This is a genomic window from Serratia sp. JSRIV002 (assembly GCF_019968725.1).
Taxonomy (GTDB): Bacteria; Pseudomonadota; Gammaproteobacteria; order Enterobacterales; family Enterobacteriaceae; genus Chania; species Chania fonticola_B.
The window spans coordinates 60,376-78,023 of record NZ_CP074143.1; the positions used below are offsets into that span (position 1 = coordinate 60,376).

General features: G+C 57.3%; 14 protein-coding genes. 9 read left to right on the forward strand and 5 right to left on the reverse strand.

Features of this window, described 5'->3' with window-relative positions:
• Positions 1-25: 25 nt before the first annotated feature.
• From KGP26_RS00245 to KGP26_RS00260, 4 genes are all read left to right on the forward strand, one after another.
• The gene (locus tag KGP26_RS00245; RefSeq protein ID WP_021807293.1) at positions 26-676 is read left to right on the forward strand and encodes a DcrB-related protein; all 651 of its coding nucleotides are present in this window, start codon (positions 26-28) and stop codon (positions 674-676) included.
• A 71-nt stretch (positions 677-747) separates the two neighbouring features.
• Positions 748-2,139, forward strand: coding sequence for an L-seryl-tRNA(Sec) selenium transferase (gene selA / locus KGP26_RS00250; RefSeq protein WP_223664870.1), 1,392 nt, complete (start codon positions 748-750; stop codon positions 2,137-2,139).
• Complete coding sequence (gene selB, locus KGP26_RS00255) at positions 2,136-3,977, forward strand: selenocysteine-specific translation elongation factor (protein ID WP_223664871.1); 1,842 nt, start codon at positions 2,136-2,138, stop codon at positions 3,975-3,977. Before selA ends, selB begins: the two co-directional genes overlap by 4 nt.
• Before the next feature lie 211 nt (positions 3,978-4,188).
• Positions 4,189-5,727 (forward strand): aldehyde dehydrogenase family protein, encoded by a 1,539-nt coding sequence (locus tag KGP26_RS00260; protein ID WP_021807296.1) that lies wholly within the window; start codon positions 4,189-4,191, stop codon positions 5,725-5,727.
• Between the two features lie 45 nt (positions 5,728-5,772).
• Here KGP26_RS00260 and KGP26_RS00265 read toward each other — a convergent pair whose 3' ends face one another.
• Positions 5,773-7,017, reverse strand: a complete 1,245-nt coding sequence (locus KGP26_RS00265; protein WP_037376487.1) for an MFS transporter — start codon at positions 7,015-7,017, stop codon at positions 5,773-5,775.
• 229 nt (positions 7,018-7,246) lie between these two features.
• On the opposite strand from KGP26_RS00265, the gene KGP26_RS00270 reads away from it, so the two are divergent.
• Positions 7,247-8,239, forward strand: a complete 993-nt coding sequence (locus KGP26_RS00270; protein ID WP_223664872.1) for an acyltransferase — start codon at positions 7,247-7,249, stop codon at positions 8,237-8,239.
• Here the strand turns inward: KGP26_RS00270 and KGP26_RS00275 are convergent.
• Both KGP26_RS00275 and KGP26_RS00280 read right to left on the reverse strand, forming a co-directional pair.
• The gene (locus tag KGP26_RS00275) at positions 8,236-9,153 is read right to left on the reverse strand and encodes a GlxA family transcriptional regulator (protein WP_179248601.1); all 918 of its coding nucleotides are present in this window, start codon (positions 9,151-9,153) and stop codon (positions 8,236-8,238) included. The two genes, KGP26_RS00270 and KGP26_RS00275, sit on opposite strands and share 4 nt — an antisense overlap.
• A 2-nt stretch (positions 9,154-9,155) precedes the next feature.
• Complete coding sequence (locus tag KGP26_RS00280; protein WP_223498668.1) at positions 9,156-9,707, reverse strand: cysteine hydrolase family protein; 552 nt, start codon at positions 9,705-9,707, stop codon at positions 9,156-9,158.
• A 333-nt stretch (positions 9,708-10,040) separates the two neighbouring features.
• Between KGP26_RS00280 and KGP26_RS00285 the strand changes: the two genes are divergently transcribed.
• Positions 10,041-10,583, forward strand: coding sequence for a CS1 type fimbrial major subunit (locus KGP26_RS00285; RefSeq protein ID WP_021807301.1), 543 nt, complete (start codon positions 10,041-10,043; stop codon positions 10,581-10,583).
• A 99-nt stretch (positions 10,584-10,682) separates the two neighbouring features.
• Here KGP26_RS00285 and xylB read toward each other — a convergent pair whose 3' ends face one another.
• Positions 10,683-12,134: a xylulokinase gene (xylB, locus tag KGP26_RS00290; protein WP_223664873.1), complete on the reverse strand. Its 1,452-nt coding sequence runs from the start codon at positions 12,132-12,134 to the stop codon at positions 10,683-10,685.
• Positions 12,135-12,185: 51 nt separating this feature from the next.
• Complete coding sequence (xylA, locus tag KGP26_RS00295) at positions 12,186-13,505, reverse strand: xylose isomerase (RefSeq protein WP_223664874.1); 1,320 nt, start codon at positions 13,503-13,505, stop codon at positions 12,186-12,188.
• A gap of 375 nt (positions 13,506-13,880) precedes the next feature.
• On the opposite strand from xylA, the gene xylF reads away from it, so the two are divergent.
• The 3 genes from xylF to xylH are packed head-to-tail and all read left to right on the forward strand — an operon-like array spanning position 13,881 to position 17,608.
• The gene (gene xylF, locus KGP26_RS00300) at positions 13,881-14,876 is read left to right on the forward strand and encodes a D-xylose ABC transporter substrate-binding protein (protein ID WP_059201918.1); all 996 of its coding nucleotides are present in this window, start codon (positions 13,881-13,883) and stop codon (positions 14,874-14,876) included.
• Between the two features lie 28 nt (positions 14,877-14,904).
• Positions 14,905-16,446, forward strand: coding sequence for a xylose ABC transporter ATP-binding protein (locus KGP26_RS00305; protein ID WP_115160111.1), 1,542 nt, complete (start codon positions 14,905-14,907; stop codon positions 16,444-16,446).
• On the forward strand, positions 16,424-17,608 hold the full coding sequence (gene xylH, locus KGP26_RS00310) for a xylose ABC transporter permease XylH (protein ID WP_223664875.1): 1,185 nt from the start codon (positions 16,424-16,426) through the stop codon (positions 17,606-17,608). The genes KGP26_RS00305 and xylH overlap by 23 nt, the downstream gene beginning before the upstream one ends.
• Positions 17,609-17,648: the final 40 nt, after the last annotated feature.

Genomic DNA, 17,648 nt, shown 5'->3' on the forward strand with positions numbered 1-17,648 from the left:
ACGCGTAACGCGAAAGGAAGACATGATGTTGAAGACCCTTGCCAAAGGCGCGGCGTTAGCCGTGCTGCTTACCGGGCTGGTAGCCTGCGATAATCAGGACAGCAAAAAGCCGGAAGTCCCCGCCCCCGCGCCAAAACCGGTCGTGACACAGCCCGTAACGCCAGCCCCAGCGCCGCCGGTGGAAGAACCCAAACCCGCCCCTGGCCTGAACGTATCGCTGCAAAAGGGCAAAATTACCTTTGAACTGCCGCCGGGCTTCAGCGATCAGACCAAGCTGAGCGGCATCATCAACGACGACAAGTCGACCATTCAGCTGTTTCTCGACAGCAAATCACGCCAGCGCACTGTCGCTTCGGAAGTGATCCCGCCAGCAGACATGAAGATCAATACCAGCGATGCGATGCTCAAAGAGCTGACGCAAAGCATCATTACTGAGCTGTCCGACCGCTATCAGAACATCAAGAAAACCAAAGAAGAGAATTTCACCGTCGGTAAGCAGAAGTTCCATCGTTTGGATACTGAACAGACGGTCAACGGGCAAAAACTGGTTTCCACCATCGTGTTGACGGTGTTCAATAAACGGGTCGTGACGTTGCAGCTGTTAACACCAGCTAAAACACCGGATCTACATCATGCCCTGGTACAGCGAATTATTGATACCATGCAGGTTAAATAACCTGACTGGTTTAGCTCGGCACGCCAATAAGCCAGTTTGCCGATAACCGGACACTGAAAAATCGAGTGACCATGAGCACTGAATCCCAGCACCTATACAGCCAGTTACCTGCCATTGACCGCCTGCTGCGCGATCCTGCCGTCGAACCCGCCGTCGCCAAACACGGCCAGACGCTTATCAGCGAACTACTGCGCCAGATGCAGACACAGGCGCGTGAAGCCATCAAGACGCAGCAACAGCTGCCCGCCTGGTGTCAGGACTGGCCGCAGGCGCTACATGCCCGCCTGGAACAACAGCAGCGCCCGGCGTTGCAACCGGTGTTTAACCTCAGCGGCACCGTTTTGCATACCAACCTGGGGCGAGCGCTGTTGGGGCAACCGGCAGTTGATGCGGTGGTCAGTGCCATGAGCAGTGCCGTGACGCTGGAATACGATTTGGATGGCGCAGGCCGTGGACATCGCGATCGGGCCATCGCGGACTTGCTCTGCCAGCTCACCGGGGCGGAAGATGCCTGCATCGTCAACAATAACGCGGCGGCAGTGCTACTGATGCTGGCGGCGGTTGCTCCAGGTCAGCAGGTGGTGGTATCACGTGGCGAGCTGGTGGAGATTGGTGGCGCGTTCCGCATCCCGGACGTCATGCGCCAGGCTGGCTGCCAACTGGTGGAAGTCGGCACCACCAACCGTACACATCTGAAAGATTATCGTGCCGCCATCAACGAGCAAACCGGCCTGTTGATGAAGGTGCACACCAGTAATTACAGCATTCAAGGGTTTACCGCTGCGGTCGATGAAAGCGAACTGGCGGTGTTGGGCCACGAACAGGGCATTCCTGTGGCGACCGATTTGGGCAGTGGCTCGCTGATCGACATGGCGCAATACGGCTTGCCAGCCGAACCGATGCCGCAACGCCTGATCGCTGCAGGTGTCGATCTGGTGACCTTCTCCGGTGATAAACTGCTGGGCGGGCCGCAGGCCGGGATTATCGTCGGTAAAAAAGATCTCATCGCCCGTTTGCAACAGCATCCGCTCAAGCGCGCTCTGCGCGTCGGCAAAATTACCTTGGCGGCGCTGGAAGCCACGCTGCGGTTGTATCAACAGCCAGAGTTACTGGCAGAACACTTACCCACCTTGCGCTTACTGACCCGCCCACAGCAACAGATGCAGGAAACCGCCGAACGTTTGCAAAGCCAGTTGGCTTCGCGGTTTGCTGGCCGTTTCGAGCTGCGTAGCGAGCCGTGCTGGTCACAGATTGGCAGCGGTTCGTTGCCGATAGATCGCCTGCCGAGCTACGCATTGACCTTTACCCCACTCGATGGCCGGGGCGCAACCTTAGAAGGCTTGGCCCAGCAGTGGCGTAGCTTGCCGCAGCCGGTCATTGGCCGTATCAACGACGGCAAACTGTGGCTCGATCTACGTTGCCTGGAACAGGAGGGCGCACTGGTTGAGGCGCTGAGCGCATGATTATCGCCACCGCTGGCCATGTCGACCACGGTAAAACTACCCTGCTGCAGGCGATCACCGGCATCAATGCCGATCGCCTGCCGGAGGAGCAACGCCGTGGCATGACCATCGATCTTGGTTATGCCTATTGGCCGCAGCCCGATGGCCGCGTGCTGGGGTTTATCGACGTTCCCGGCCATGAAAAATTCCTCGCTAACATGCTGGCGGGCATTGGCGGCATCGACCATGCGCTGCTGGTGGTGGCCTGTGACGATGGCGTAATGGCGCAAACCCGTGAGCACCTGGCGATCCTGCGCCTGAGCGGCAGGGCGCAGTTGACGGTGGCGTTAACCAAAGCTGACCGTGTAGATCCTGCACGAATCGCTGAAGTACAAACCCAAGTGTTGGCTGAATTGGCGCAGCAGGGCTGGCATGATGTGCCGGTGTTTGTTACCGCGGCGGCCCTGGGAGAAGGTATTGATGAGCTGCGCCAGCATCTGTTGGCGCTGCAACCCGGTGAGCACTTACTCTCCCGTCGTTTTCGCCTGGCAGTGGATCGCGCCTTCAGCGTTAAAGGTGCCGGGCTGGTGGTGACAGGGACGGCGCTGGGCGGCAGCGTGGCGGTAGGCGATACGCTGTGGCTGACCGGTGCGGACGTGCCAGTGCGGGTGCGCGGCTTGCATGCGCAGAATCAGGCGACAGATCAAGCGGTTGCCGGGCAGCGCATTGCGCTGAATATCAGCGGTGACGTCAGCAAAGACCAGCTAACGCGCGGCGACTGGCTGTTGGCGCAACAACCGCCAGCGGCGGCAGAGCGTATTCTGGTGGCGATAGAGGCCGATGCGCCGATCCAGCACTGGCAGTCGCTACATATTCACCATGCCGCCAGCCATATCACCGGGCGCATTGCGCTGCTGGCCGATAACCTGGCGGAGCTGATCCTCGATCGTCCGCTGTGGCTGGTGGAAAACGATCGGTTGGTGCTGCGGGATATCAGCGCGCGCCAAACGCTGGGCGCTGCACGCGTGCTGGGGCTCTCCTCGCCGAAACGGGGCAAGCGTCAGCCGGAGTATCTGGCCTGGTTGGCCGCGCTGGCTCAGGCATCCAGCGATAGGCAGGTGCTGGATTTGCGTTTGCCGGGTGGCGCACTGGATTTGGCCGCGTTTGCCTGGGCACGGCAACTGACGGATGAGGGCCTGCAGGAACTGCTGGCGGGCTATGCCCTGATGATCTCCGGCGACATGGCGCTAGCCCCAACCAACGTGCAAGCGCATGAGCAACGCCTGTTGCAGGTGTTGGCCGAATACCATCAGCAACATGCCGATCAGCTAGGCCTGGGGCGGGCTCGTCTGCGCCGTATGGCGTTACCGGCGCTGCATGAGCCGCTGGTATTTATGATGATCGATCGGCTGCTGGCGGCGGGGTTGCTGCGCAATACGCGCGGCTGGCTGCACCTGCCGGACCACGGTTTGGCATTCAGCAGCGAGCAACAGGCGCTGTGGAGCCGCATTGAGCCGCTGTTTAGTGACGATCCCTGGTGGGTGCGCGATCTGGCCGCCTCGTTGGGCGAAGAGGAAAACAGCGTTCGCGCCGCGTTGCGCAAGGCGGCACAGCTTGGCTACGTCACCGCCGTGGTGGTCGATCGCTACTACCTCAGCCAGCGTATCGAACAGTTTGCCGCAATGATCCGCGAGCTGGACGCCACGCAAGGCAGCACCAATGCCGGTGATTTCCGCGATCGGCTGGGGATTGGCCGCAAGCTGGCGATCCAGGTATTGGAATTCTTCGATCGTAGCGGCTTTACCCGGCGCAAGGGGAATCAGCACCTGCTACGGGATCGCGGGCTGTTTGGTGGTTGAAATTATGGGTGCATATTGTTGCGCCCAGTTTAAAAGATTGTGACACCCCTCATGCGTTTGAGCATTGTTTCGCCATTTCTCCTCATAAACCCCTATCATTCCGGCTAGAGATCGTTCACCGCTTCTTAAGTTTGATCTGCGGCCATGGTGCCGTGAACCTGCTTACCGTCTGCGGGCGGTAAGGTTGCAGCCACGTTAAAAGGAGATACAAATGGCGAATACCACTACGGCAAGTCACCTCACGCCTGAAAACACCGGGTTTCCTCTCAAGCTGAAAAAACGTTATGACAACTTTATCGGTGGTGCCTGGGTGGCGCCGGTACAGGGCGAGTATTACACCAACCTGACGCCGATCACCGGCCAGACGCTGTGCGAAGTGGCCAGCTCCTCCTCCCAGGATATCGAGTTGGCGCTGGATGCGGCCCACGATGCCAAAGGGGCATGGGGGAAAATGTCGGTGCAGGCGCGCGCCAATTTGCTCAACCGGGTCGCCGATCGCATGGAGCAGAATATCGATCTGCTGGCGGCGGCAGAAACCTGGGATAACGGCAAACCGATCCGCGAAACCGTCAATGCCGACGTTCCGTTAGCTATCGACCATTTCCGCTACTTTGCTGCCTGCGTACGAGCGCAAGAGGGCGGGATTAGTGAGATCGACTCAGAGACGGTGGCCTATCACTTCCACGAACCGCTGGGTGTGGTGGCACAAATCATTCCGTGGAACTTCCCGCTGCTGATGGCCTGTTGGAAGATGGCTCCGGCTCTGGCGGCGGGTAACTGCATCGTGCTGAAACCGGCCAAGCTGACGCCGCTATCGGTGCTGGTGCTGATGGAACTGATCCAGGACATCCTGCCGCCAGGGGTGATCAACGTGGTCAACGGCGCAGGTGGTGAAATCGGGGAATATCTGGCCACCTCCAAGCGCATCGCTAAAGTGGCCTTTACCGGTTCGACCGAAGTGGGCCGCCAAATCATGGGCTACGCCACCCAGAACATCATTCCGGTGACGCTGGAACTGGGCGGCAAGTCACCCAACATCTTCTTTGCCGACGTGATGGACAAAGAGGACTCGTTCTTCGACAAGGCGCTGGAAGGCTTTGCGCTGTTTGCCTTTAACCAGGGGGAAGTCTGTACCTGTCCGAGCCGGGCGCTGGTGCAGGAATCGATCTACGAGCGCTTTATGGAGCGGGCGATCAAACGGGTGGAGAGCATCCGTAGCGGCAACCCGCTGGACGCCAACACCCAAATGGGGGCGCAGGTTTCCGAAGGGCAGATGAAGACCATTCTTAACTACATCGAGATCGGCAAGCAGGAAGGAGCCAAGGTGCTGACCGGTGGCCGACGTAAGGCACTGGATGGCGGGTTGGCGCAAGGGTACTACATGGAACCTACCATTCTGTTCGGTAAGAACAGCATGCGGGTATTCCAGGAAGAGATTTTTGGCCCGGTGCTGGCGGTGACCACTTTCAAGGATATGGATGAAGCACTGGCGCTGGCCAATGATACCGATTTTGGCCTGGGGGCCGGGGTGTGGAGCCGCAACGGCAACATTGCCTACCAGATGGGGCGCAACATTCAGGCGGGCCGCGTCTGGACCAACTGCTACCATGCCTACCCGGCACATGCGGCGTTCGGCGGCTACAAACAGTCGGGGATCGGGCGGGAAACCCATAAGATGATGTTGGAGCACTATCAGCAGACCAAGTGCCTACTGGTGAGCTACTCTGAGAAACCGATGGGGCTGTTCTGACCCCTCACGCTAACCCTCTCCCAAAGGGAGAGGGTTGATTAACCATTACACTGTGACACTCGGTGCGGGAGTGGCGCCACCACGGTGTTTGCTGAGGAACAGCGCCGTCAACATCAGCCAACACAGGCCACTGACCAGATTGAACAGGCTGAATAATCCGTTACCGCCCCAGACATAGGCCACCTTGGCCAACTCGATCCCGATGGTGAACACCGACATGCTCAGCATCCCCATCACGGCCGAAACGGCACCTTTGCTCACGTTGCTGGAAAACAGCGTCAGGCGATACAGACCGGCGTTCGCCAAACCAATGCCGTAAGCGTAAAGGCTCAGCCCGGCGGTCATCCACAGGTAGGCATGGGCGGAAAATACCGTGGCCAGCGCGGCGAGCAGCAGGCCCAGCAGCATCGGCCATGCGCCCAGCTTGATCGGGCGTTCAATACTGAGTTTGCCGGTGATGCGAGCCAGCGTCAGGTTGCCGAGGATCAGCGCGCCAAACACCGGGATTTGCAACAGGCCATAGTCCAGCGCCGAGAGTGACTCACCCTTAATCAGGATCACCGGAGACTGGGCAATCCAGGCCAACAACGGCAGGCTGGCAAAGCCGATAGCCAATGAACCACAGATAAAGCGCCGATTGGCCAGCACCTGACGATAGTCCCGCCACAGATTGGCCGCCGAAAAGGCTTCCCCTCGCAGCGTGGCGGTTTCAGGCATGGCTTTCCACAGGCCGACAAAGGCAATCGCGGCCAGGGCGGCAAACAGTACAAACATGCTCTGCCAGGAGGCGACGTGAACCCAGGCAGCCCCGGCCAACGGCCCCAGCAGCGGGGCGATCAACGCCACGTTAGCCATCAGCGCGGTGATTTTGATACATGTCGCCTCTTCAAACGACTCCTGAATGGTGGCATAGCCCACCGCACCGATAAAGCACAGGCCGATCCCTTGCAGGAAGCGCATCACGATAAACTGCTCGATATTGGTGACCAGCAGAATGGCCAGGCAGGTGACGATAAAGAACAGCACCCCGGCCAGCATCACCGGGCGGCGGCCACGGCGATCTGACAGCGGGCCAAGTAGCCACTGCAGGAAAATACCGCCAGCCAGATAGGCGGTCATTGAGGTGGGCACCCATTCCACACCGGCGTTGAAATCGGCCACGACCGCCAGCATACCGGGCTGGATCATATCGTTGGCGATATAGGTCGCGAATTCGAACAGCACCAGACAAAGTGGGAATAAAAGCGCCTGTCGGCCCAGAAGTGCCGCAGGGGGTAATGATGTTTTCATTTTTATTTTACTGATAGTAAAGAAGAAATAAGGAACTGCCAGGGCGGGAGAGCGCAAACTGAGCGAGTTGTGGCGGCTATTTTGCCGCCAATTGTTCACCTTGGCAATCATAAGGTGATTTTAGGCTCATTCTTAATAGCGCGTTTAAGCGTTGTGCTGCGCCCCCCTGAGCTATAACCTCTGATTAACATTTCGTTATGACAGAATTATAGGCAACTGACGGGCAGCAATGAGCAATAAAATTGGTTGGATAGATAACTTGCGTGCGCTGGCGTGCATGATGGTGGTGATGATCCACGCGACCACCTACTACGTCGCCAACGGTGTGGCTGTGGGTGAACATAACTGGGATATGGCTAACGTATTGAACTCGCTTTCACGGGCTTCGGTGCCGCTGTTCTTTATGATTTCCGGCTTTCTGTTTTTTGGTGAGCGCAGTGCCAACCAAAAACACTTTATCCGCATTACCTGCTGTATTTTGTTCTACAGCGCCATTGCCCTGATTTATATTGCCTGCTTTACCCGCATCGGCTTTTGGCCCTCGTTGCACGCTATCCTGCAAAAGCCGGTGTTTTATCACCTGTGGTTCTTTTATGCCATTGCGGTGGTCTACCTGCTTTCGCCGCTGATCAGCGTCAAACCGGTTTCTGGCCGCTATCTGGCCGGGGTGATCGTCATTCTGGCGATTATCGCCAACCCTAATACCAGCAAGCTGACCCTGGATAATGTCCAGCTACTACCGGTGAACCTGTACATCTTTGGCGATACCTTCTATTACCTGCTGTATGCCTTGGCAGGGCGAGCGATCGGCGTGATGGCTACCCAACGGCGCGGTATGAGCCTGTTGGCGGTGCTGTGCTTTGTTGCTAGCGTGGTCCTGATTATCCGTGGCACCAAAAGCCAGATGTTTATCAACGGCAGCTTTGCCGATACGTTTTATATGTACACCGGCCCCTTGGTATTTGTGGCGGCGGTCTCGCTGCTGGTGTGGTGCAAAAACTGCCTGCCGAATCCAATCGGCTGGCTAGGCGTGATCTCCCGCCACTCGCTGGCGATCTACGGCTTTCATGCCCTGATCGTTAACGTGATGCGTAATCGCCACTGGGAGTTTCCGGCCTACCCGCTGCTGGATATCTTCTGGGTGTTTGGCATGGCGCTTGGTGTGAGCCTGCTGTTGTCGATGGGGTTACAGAAAGTGGATACCCGGCGGCTGGTGTCTTAAGCCTGCCAGCGCTGCTGTGCCCGCCGCAGTTGGCGCCCAGAGGAGAAGCCTGCGGTTAGCGCGGCTTTTTCCAGGCCGTAGCCTTGTTGCAGGCGTTGCTGTGCGACCGCCAGCCGCAATTGCTCATGGTATTCCCGCACGCTGAGGCCGATATGCAGACGGAACAGCCGGGCCAGATGGCGGCTGCTGACGTGGGCTTTCTCCGCTACCTGAGGGACCGACCACTCGGCCTCCGGCTCGGCGGCCATCACATCCTGCGCCCGGTGCACGGCTGGATGCAGATGATTGCGATAGCGTAACCACGGGGAGAGCTGCGGATCGTCGCCGGAGCGGCGGAAATACACCACCATCTCACGGGCAATCTCTAGCGCGCGGTCAGCCCCACAGTGCTGATTGACCAGGTGCAGGGCCAAATCGATACCGGCGGTGATGCCTGCGCTGGTAAACACGCCGCGATCCTCAACAAAAATACGGTTTTCCTTCACCTGTGCTGCCGGTGCCTGCTGGCGCAAGCGCTCGATCACGGCGTGGTGAGTGGTGCAATGATAGCCGTCGAGCAATCCGGCCTGGGCGGCCAACAGCGCACCGGAACAGACACATACCAGATCTATCTGCCGCTGGGCCAAAGCCGGGCGCAATGCCTGGAGCCAATTGCGTGCCAGAGCCGCTTCCTCGCTAGCAAAGTAATGCGTTGAGTCTGCCACCCCCGGTATCACCAGAATATCCCCTTCGTTCCACCGCTGTGGCAAGGGGGCTAGCTGGCCGATGGTCATGCCGATGGAGCAGGAAATTTGCGGCACCGGGCTGACATAGTGCAGCTGGAACTGCCCGGTTAGCCGCAATACCTCTGCCGGGCCGCTGACATCCAGTAACAGCACGTTGGGGAGCATCAGAAAGTAAACGGCCTTGGGCATGATTATTCCTGCGAAAGTTGCGCCAATGCTTGATCGACGCTGGCAATAGTGGCAAAGCGGTCGACCAGCACGGTTTCAGTATGCCGCTTTAACTGCTCGGGGGTAAAGAGGCTGCCGTCCGGGTGATGCATTGGGAAAGTGAGTGTGGCTTCGGTCACAAACGTCACTTTATAGCCCAGATCGGAGGCGACGCGGGTGGTGGTTTCACAGCATTGCTCGGTGCGGATACCGCTGATGATCAGATGGTTGATCTGGCGTTCACGCAGCCAGGCATCCAGGCCAGATTCAGTCAGCGCATTGTGTACTCGCTTTTGCACCGTAACGTCAGCCTGATGGTTCAGGAACGGCAGGCGTTTCACGTAGCCAGATGCCAAGGAGAACGGTCCCTCAGGCGAGACATGGAATACGTCGACCAGCGGCACCTCTTGCTGCTGACAACCCGCAATCAGGCGTGTCAGCGCCTGTTGAAACGCAGGCAGATCGTCTTCCTGCCAGAACGGACGATGCTGAAAGGATTGTTGAACATCGATGATCAATAGTGCGCTACGTGACATTTTCGGCCCTCCTCTATTTGGTATAACACCATATTGCGCTGGCGATAGGACAGAAAGAAGGTCAAAAACGGCCATCATGATGACAACAACGGACGGGATGAGGTTTGCGGGCGGTTACCGATAATAATCCCGGTGAACGCGGTATTGATTACTATAATTGATTGACCGTCCTTTGACTGGAACGAGGAGGGTAATGACCCCAACCGCTGGTCTGCAAATGATGTGCAGGTTTCATTTATCGTCGATTTTGGAGGGCAATAGCAAAGGAATAAGAAACCGAATTGTTGGCAGCCATATCGGTAACGATTAACTTATCTGAATGGGCAACCAAACATGAAAAAACGTCAGTTGGCAGTAATTATCGCGGGTGGACTGCTGTTTTTTTCAGGGATGAGTCAGGCACAAGAACACAACGCTTCGGTCACCAAAACCATCACTATCACCGCCACTATCGGAGACAGTATTTTTGTTTCTCGCCCGCAGAGTGGGGATTGGTATCAGACGGTGGATTTAGCGGCCACCGATGGTACACAGCAATCTTTCGCCAGCAGTATACCGGTACAGGTTTGGAGCACTACGCCGCAGTTCAACGTGTCGCTGGTTCATCCACTTGAGATCGCCCGCACCGATTCGGCTTATAAAATGGATGGGGTGAAGGTTAAGTTTGCCGGTGAAGGCAGCAATGGCAAAGATCTTGGTGCTAGTGGCGCGGCGCAAACCTTCGATCAGAAAGTTCAGGTGGGCAATGGCTATCAAAGCGTTTATCAGTTGAAGGTGAACGCTAATGCGCCTAAGAGCAACGGCAATGCCGACACCCAAGGTTTGTATACCGGGGAAATGGTGATGCTGTTTGAGATCGCGGCCGGCTCGATTTAGCCCTTAATACTGAGCGATTTAAAGCCTAATGCCAACGGGAGCAGCCAAGTACATACATAGGTGTTGGATATGTATGTACCTGGCAGAGGCGTTGGTGAATTACATCAGCGGCTGCAAGCAGCGGTAAAGCTCGCGGAAGGTGCGGCGTTGAGCTGCATAATATTGATGCCGTTCAGCATCCGGCTCATGCACCTGCTCTAACGGCAATTCAGGCAGTAGGGTGCTCAAAGATACCCCAGGGTTCAGCGCAATCTGCGCCAGACGCGCGGCTCCCAATGCCGGGCCAACGTCGCCGCCGGTGCGGTATTCCAGCCGCTGGCCGCTGATATCTGCCAGCATCTGGCGCCAGAACGGGCTGCGTGCGCCGCCACCAATCAAGGTGATAGCCGTGGGTTGCAGGCCGCTGGCATGCAGCACGTCCATGCCATCCGCCAGTGCAAAACCCACGCCTTCCAGCACTGCCCGTGCGAGATCGTTCGGCCCATGTTGATGAGTAAAGCCCCAGAAGGCCCCTTTGGCGTTCGGGTTGTTGTGTGGCGTACGCTCGCCGGAAAGATAGGGCAAGAACCATAACGGCGTTTCAGCAGGAGCGGCCTGCTCAACGTTACGCAGCAAGGTGGCAACGCTGTCGACATGGGTTAACTGGCAGGCCCAGTCCAGGCAGGACGCCGCGCTGAGCATCACCGACATCAGGTGCCAGGTCTGCGGCAGCGCATGGCAGAAGCTGTGCACCGCGCTGGTCGGGTTACTGAGGAAACCGTCGCTGACGGCGAAGTAGACGCCAGAGGTACCCAGTGACAGCATCGCCTGCCCGGCCTGATACAGCCCAACGCCGATCGCCCCGGCGGCATTGTCACCCCCGCCAGCTACCACCGGCACCGGCGCCATCCCCCAACGTTGGGCCAGTTCGCTATCCACTTGCCCGGTGATCTGGTTACCCTCAAACAGCGCAGGCATCTGCTCACGCGTCAGCTCGCAGGCATCAAGCATGGCGTCGCTCCAGTCACGTTTGGCGACGTTTAGCCACATTGTCCCTGCGGCATCGGACATATCGCTGGCAAACTCGCCGGTGATGCACCAACGCAGGTAATCCTTCGGCAATAACACCCTATCGATCTGCTGGAAAATCTGTGGCTCGTGCTCCTTGACCCACAGTAGCTTGGGGGCGGTGAAGCCGGGCATCATCAGGTTGCCGGTGATTTCCCGTGAGTTGGGTACGGTTTGTTCTAGTGTCTGGCATTGCGCAAAGCTGCGGCCATCGTTCCACAGGATGGCCGGGCGTAATACCCGCTGCTGTTTATCCAGTAAGGTTGCGCCATGCATCTGGCCGGTCAGGCCAATGGCTTTGACCTGTTGCAGGCTATGCTGTTTAGCCAATGCCAACATGGCGCGGTCGGTGGCCTGCCACCAATCTTGCGGGTCTTGTTCAGACCATAGGGAATGGGGGCGTGAGATGGGCAGTGGTTCACTCTGGCTGGCCAGCAGTTGGCCTTGCTCGCCTAGCAGGATGACTTTCACGCCGGAAGTACCGAGATCGATTCCAATGTACATGAGCACGGATCCTTTGAAGCGCGGTGAGCGGACCCACCGCGCCGTAGAGAGTTAGCCGAACAGGTAGCGGTTGACCAGGTTCTCCAGCTTTTCCTGATGCCCGCTGGCATGTTGTGGGGCCAGCACCTGTTGCTCGGCGTGCTGTGCCAGCGCTTCGAGCGACAGCTTCCCTTGCAGGATCTGTTGGCCCAGCTCACCGTTCCAACCGGCATAGCGTTTGGCAACCTGCTGATGTAGCTGACCATCTTCGATCATGCGGGCGGCCACTTTCAGCGCCAGCGCCATGGTGTCCATCGCGCCGATATGGCCGTAGAACAGATCATATTTGTCGGTACTTTGGCGGCGCACCTTGGAATCAAAGTTCAGCCCGCCGGTAGTGAAACCGCCGGCCTTGAGGATTTCGAACATCACCAGCGCATTTTCCTCCACGCTGTTCGGGAACTGATCGGTATCCCAACCTAGCTGTGGATCGCCCCGGTTGGCATCGACCGAGCCAAAAATCCCCAGCGCGATGGCGGTGGCGATCTCGTGGTGGAACGAATGCCCGGCCAGCGTGGCGTGGTTGGCCTCGATGTTCACCTTGATCTCTTTTTCCAGACCGAACTGTTTAAGGAAACCGTACACGGTGGCGACGTCGTAATCGTACTGATGCTTAGTCGGCTCCTGGGGTTTGGGCTCGATCAGCAGCGTTCCCTGGAAGCCGATCTTATGTTTGTGCTCAACTACCATCTGCATAAAGCGGCCAATCTGTTCACGCTCCTGGCGCAGATCGGTATTGAGCAGGGTTTCATAGCCTTCGCGCCCGCCCCACAGCACATAGTTTTCACCGCCCAGCTTATGGGTGGCATTCATGGCCGTGAACACCTGAGTGGCTGCCCAGCTGAAGACTTCCGGATCCGGATTGGTCGCCGCCCCGGCTCCGTAACGCGGATGGGTGAAGCAGTTGGCGGTGCCCCACAGCAGCTTCACGCCGCTGCTTTGCTGTTTCTCAGCCAGCACATCGGTCATGATCGCAAAATTGTTCAGATACTCTTTTAACGTGTCCCCTTCCGGTGACACGTCAATATCGTGGAAGCAGTAGTAAGGCACGTTCAGCTTATGGAAAAACTCGAACGCCACATCGGCCTTGCGTTTAGCCAGCTCCAGCGCTTCTCCCGGCTGTTGCCAAGGGCGATCGAACGCCCCGATGCCGAACATGTCTGCCCCGTTCCAGCAGAAAGTGTGCCAGTAGCAGGCGGCGAAGCGCAGATGGTCGGCCATACGTTTGCCGAGGATGATTTCATCGGGGTTGTAGTGGCGGAAAGCCAACGGGTTATTGCTGCTGGTGCCTTCGTAACGAACCTGTTCTAGCTGATCAAAATAGGATTGCATGAGTGACTCCTTGGTAACGGTGCCCGGCGTAAGGGATGCGGGATGCGCTCATCTTCGGAGTAAGCGGCGGAATGCTCAATTACGTTATTTCACACTTAAATTCACAGAATTATTAAATGTGCGCGGGATCTCATAATTCAACGAAGGGCCGGTTTTACTGGCCGCAGGTTATTTCACAGGTTTAAAACATGACCGCCATCATAAAATCAACATTAAACCAAAAACCGTAATTCACTGGTGAAAATCTGTAATTGCTGAACACCGCATAAGCGACAACAATCCACTGGAAGTTTCGTGTTTTATCTCGTTACCTTTCAATTTTGCCGTTTGAAAGCCTCGGATAACTATTTCCCTACACAACTCAAGGGTTATAAAATGAAATTCAAACCACTCTTGCTTTCTGCTTGCGCACTGCTGTTACTGGCCAGCCAACCGGGCTTCAGCCAACAGATTAAAATCGGTATGGCCATCGACGACCTGCGCCTGGAGCGTTGGCAAAAAGACCGCGATATTTTTGTCAAGAAAGCCAACGCCCTGGGGGCCGATGTGTTTGTTCAGTCGGCCAACGGCAATGAAGAAACCCAAATGGCGCAGATCGAGAATATGATCAACCGCGGCGTCGATGTTCTGGTGATCATCCCTTATAACGGCCAGGTGCTGAGCAACGTGATCAGCGAGGCGAAGCGCGAAGGCATCAAGGTCCTGGCCTATGACCGCATGATCAACAATGCCGATATCGATTTCTACATCTCGTTTGATAATGAGAAAGTGGGTGAGATGCAGGCGGAAAGCCTGGTGCAGCGCGTGCCACAGGGCAACTACTTCCTGATGGGCGGCTCGCCGGTGGATAATAACGCCAAGCTGTTCCGCAAGGGGCAGATGACCGTGCTGCAACCGCTGATCGACAGCGGCAAGATCAAGGTGGTGGGCGATCAGTGGGCCGACGGCTGGCTGCCGGAAAACGCGCTGAAGATCATGGAAAACGCCCTGACGGCCAACAATAACCATATCGACGCGGTCGTGGCCTCCAACGATGCCACCGCCGGTGGAGCCATTCAGGCACTGGCTGCACAAGGGCTGGCGGGGAAGGTGGCGATCTCTGGTCAGGACGCCGATCTGGCGGCGGTAAAACGCATCGTGGCGGGCACCCAAACCATGACGGTCTATAAACCGATCAGCAAGCTGGCCGACGAAGCGGCGGATATCGCCGTGCAGCTGGGCAAAGGGGAACAACCCAAGTCCAATGCCAAATTAAATAATGGCAGTAAAGAGGTTTCGGCCTGGTTATTAACCCCGGTACAGGTGGATAAAACGAATATCGACAGTACGGTTATTGCCGATGGTTTCCATAAGCAATCCGATCTTAATTAATGGCAATGCCATCTGGGGGGAGTGAATAATGCCCTGCCTGTTAGAAATGCGAAATATCACTAAACAATTCGGCGCAGTGAAAGCCGTGGATAATGTCAGCCTACACTTGGAAGCGGGGCAGGTATTATCCTTGTGCGGTGAAAATGGCTCAGGAAAATCCACCTTGATGAAAGTGCTGTGCGGAATATATCCGCACGGCAGTTATCAGGGCGATATTTATTTTTCGGGTGAGATTGTTACGGCGAAAACCATTCGCGATACCGAGCAGAAAGGCATCGCCATCATTCACCAGGAATTGGCCCTGGTGAAGCAGATGACGGTGCTGGAGAACCTGTTTCTCGGCAACGAGTGGGGCCGCTATGGGGTGATGGATTACGACAACATGTACCTGCGCTGCCAGCGCATGCTGGCGCAGGTCAAGCTGGAGGTTGACCCTAATACCCGCGTGGGTGAACTGGGGTTGGGCCAACAGCAACTGGTGGAGATTGCCAAGGCCTTGAACAAACAGGTGCGCCTGCTGGTACTCGATGAACCCACCGCCTCATTGACCGAAAGTGAAACCGCCACGTTGCTGGCGATCATTGCGGATCTGCGCGATCACGGGATCGCCTGTATCTATATTTCGCACAAGCTCAACGAGGTGAAAGCGATCTCGGACTTTATCTGCGTGATCCGCGATGGCAAGCACATTGGCACCCGGCCTGCGGCGGAGATGAGCGAGGACGATATCATCGCCATGATGGTTGGCCGTGAGCTGACCGAGCTGTATCCGCAGGAACCCCATACCATCGGTGAGGTGGTCCTGCAGGTGGAAAACCTCACTGCCTGGCACCCGGTCAACCGCCATATCCGCCGGGCCGATAATGTGTCTTTTACCCTACGGCGTGGGGAGATCCTCGGCGTGGCCGGGCTGGTTGGCTCCGGGCGTACCGAAACCATGCAGTGCCTGTTTGGCGCCTATGCGGGGCGTTGGCAGGGCAAGATCACCATCGCAGGGCAGGCCGCCACCATCACCAACTGCCGCGAGGCAATGCGATATGGCATCGCCATGGTGCCAGAAGACCGCAAGCGCGATGGCATCGTGCCGGTAATGGGCGTGGGGGCCAATATGACGTTGGCGGCGCTGGGGGATTTCAGTGGCGCATTGACGGTGCTGGATGATGCACAGGAGCAGGCAACTATCCAACAATCGCTGGCACGGCTACGGGTAAAAACGTCTTCTGCGGAGCTGGCTATTGCCCGTCTCAGCGGGGGTAACCAGCAGAAAGCCATCCTGGCGAAGTGCCTGTTGCTGAACCCGCAAATCCTCATTCTGGATGAGCCAACGCGCGGCATTGATATCGGTGCCAAGCAAGAGATTTACAAGTTAATCAATCAATTGGCACAGCGGGGGCTCGCGGTGATTGTGGTGTCCTCCGAATTGCCGGAGGTGCTGGGGTTAAGCGATCGGGTATTGGTGATGCACCAGGGGCAGATCAAAGCCGATCTGGTGAACCGCGATCTGACCCAGGAACAGGTAATGGAAGCGGCCTTAAGGAGTGAAACACATGTTGAAAAGCACGCAATCTGAAGCCAGCCTGCCGCCAGTGGGGGCGAAAAAACCGCTGTTCGGGCTGAAAACCGTCAATCTGCAGGTGTTCGTGATGCTGGCGGCGATCGCCGTCATCATGCTGTTCTTTACCTTTACCACCGAAGGGGCCTATCTCAGTGCCCGTAACATTTCCAACCTGCTGCGCCAGACGGCGATCACCGGCATTCTGGCGGTGGGCATGGTGTTCGTGATTATTTCGGCGGAGATCGACCTTTCCGTTGGCTCAATGATGGGGCTATTGGGGGGCGCGGCGGCGATATTTGACGTCTGGTTCGGCTGGCCGTTGCCGTTGACCATCATGGTCACGCTGTTGGCGGGGCTATTGCTGGGGGCCTGGAATGGCTGGTGGGTAGCCTATCGTAAAGTCCCTTCGTTTATCGTCACCCTGGCGGGAATGTTGGCGTTTCGCGGCATTCTGATCGGCATCACCAATGGCACCACCGTGTCACCCACCAGCAATGCCATGTCACAGATTGGCCAGAGCTACTTGCCCAACGGAGTGGGTTTTGGCATTGGCGCGGTCGGCCTGACGCTGTTTGTGGCCTGGCAGTGGCGGCGGCGCAGTAGACGTACGCAACTGGGCTTGCCGGTAGCGGCAGCGAGCGGCGATATCACCCGGCAGAGCATCATGGCCATCCTGGTATTAGGGGCGATTTACCTGCTGAACGACTATCGCGGGGTACCAACGCCGGTGCTGATCCTGACCGCATTGATGCTGGCTGGGATCTTTATGGCGTCGCGTACCGCCTTTGGCCGCCGTATTTATGCCATCGGCGGTAATATCGATGCCGCGCGGCTTTCCGGGGTTAACGTTGAACGTACCAAGCTGGCGGTGTTTGCCATCAACGGCCTGATGGTGGCGATTGCCGGGCTGATCCTCAGTTCGCGCTTGGGGGCCGGTTCGCCCTCTGCCGGTAACATTGCCGAGCTGGATGCTATCGCCGCCTGCGTGATCGGTGGCACCAGCCTGGCCGGGGGGATCGGTAGCGTGGCGGGAGCGGTGATGGGGGCGTTTATCATGGCCTCATTGGATAACGGCATGAGCATGTTGGACGTGCCGACGTTCTGGCAATATATCGTCAAAGGCGCGATCCTGCTGCTGGCGGTGTGGATGGATTCCGCGACCAAACGCCGGGTGTAGGCGTGGCTTCACACTTGTAGCTGTGGCCGTATTTATTGCT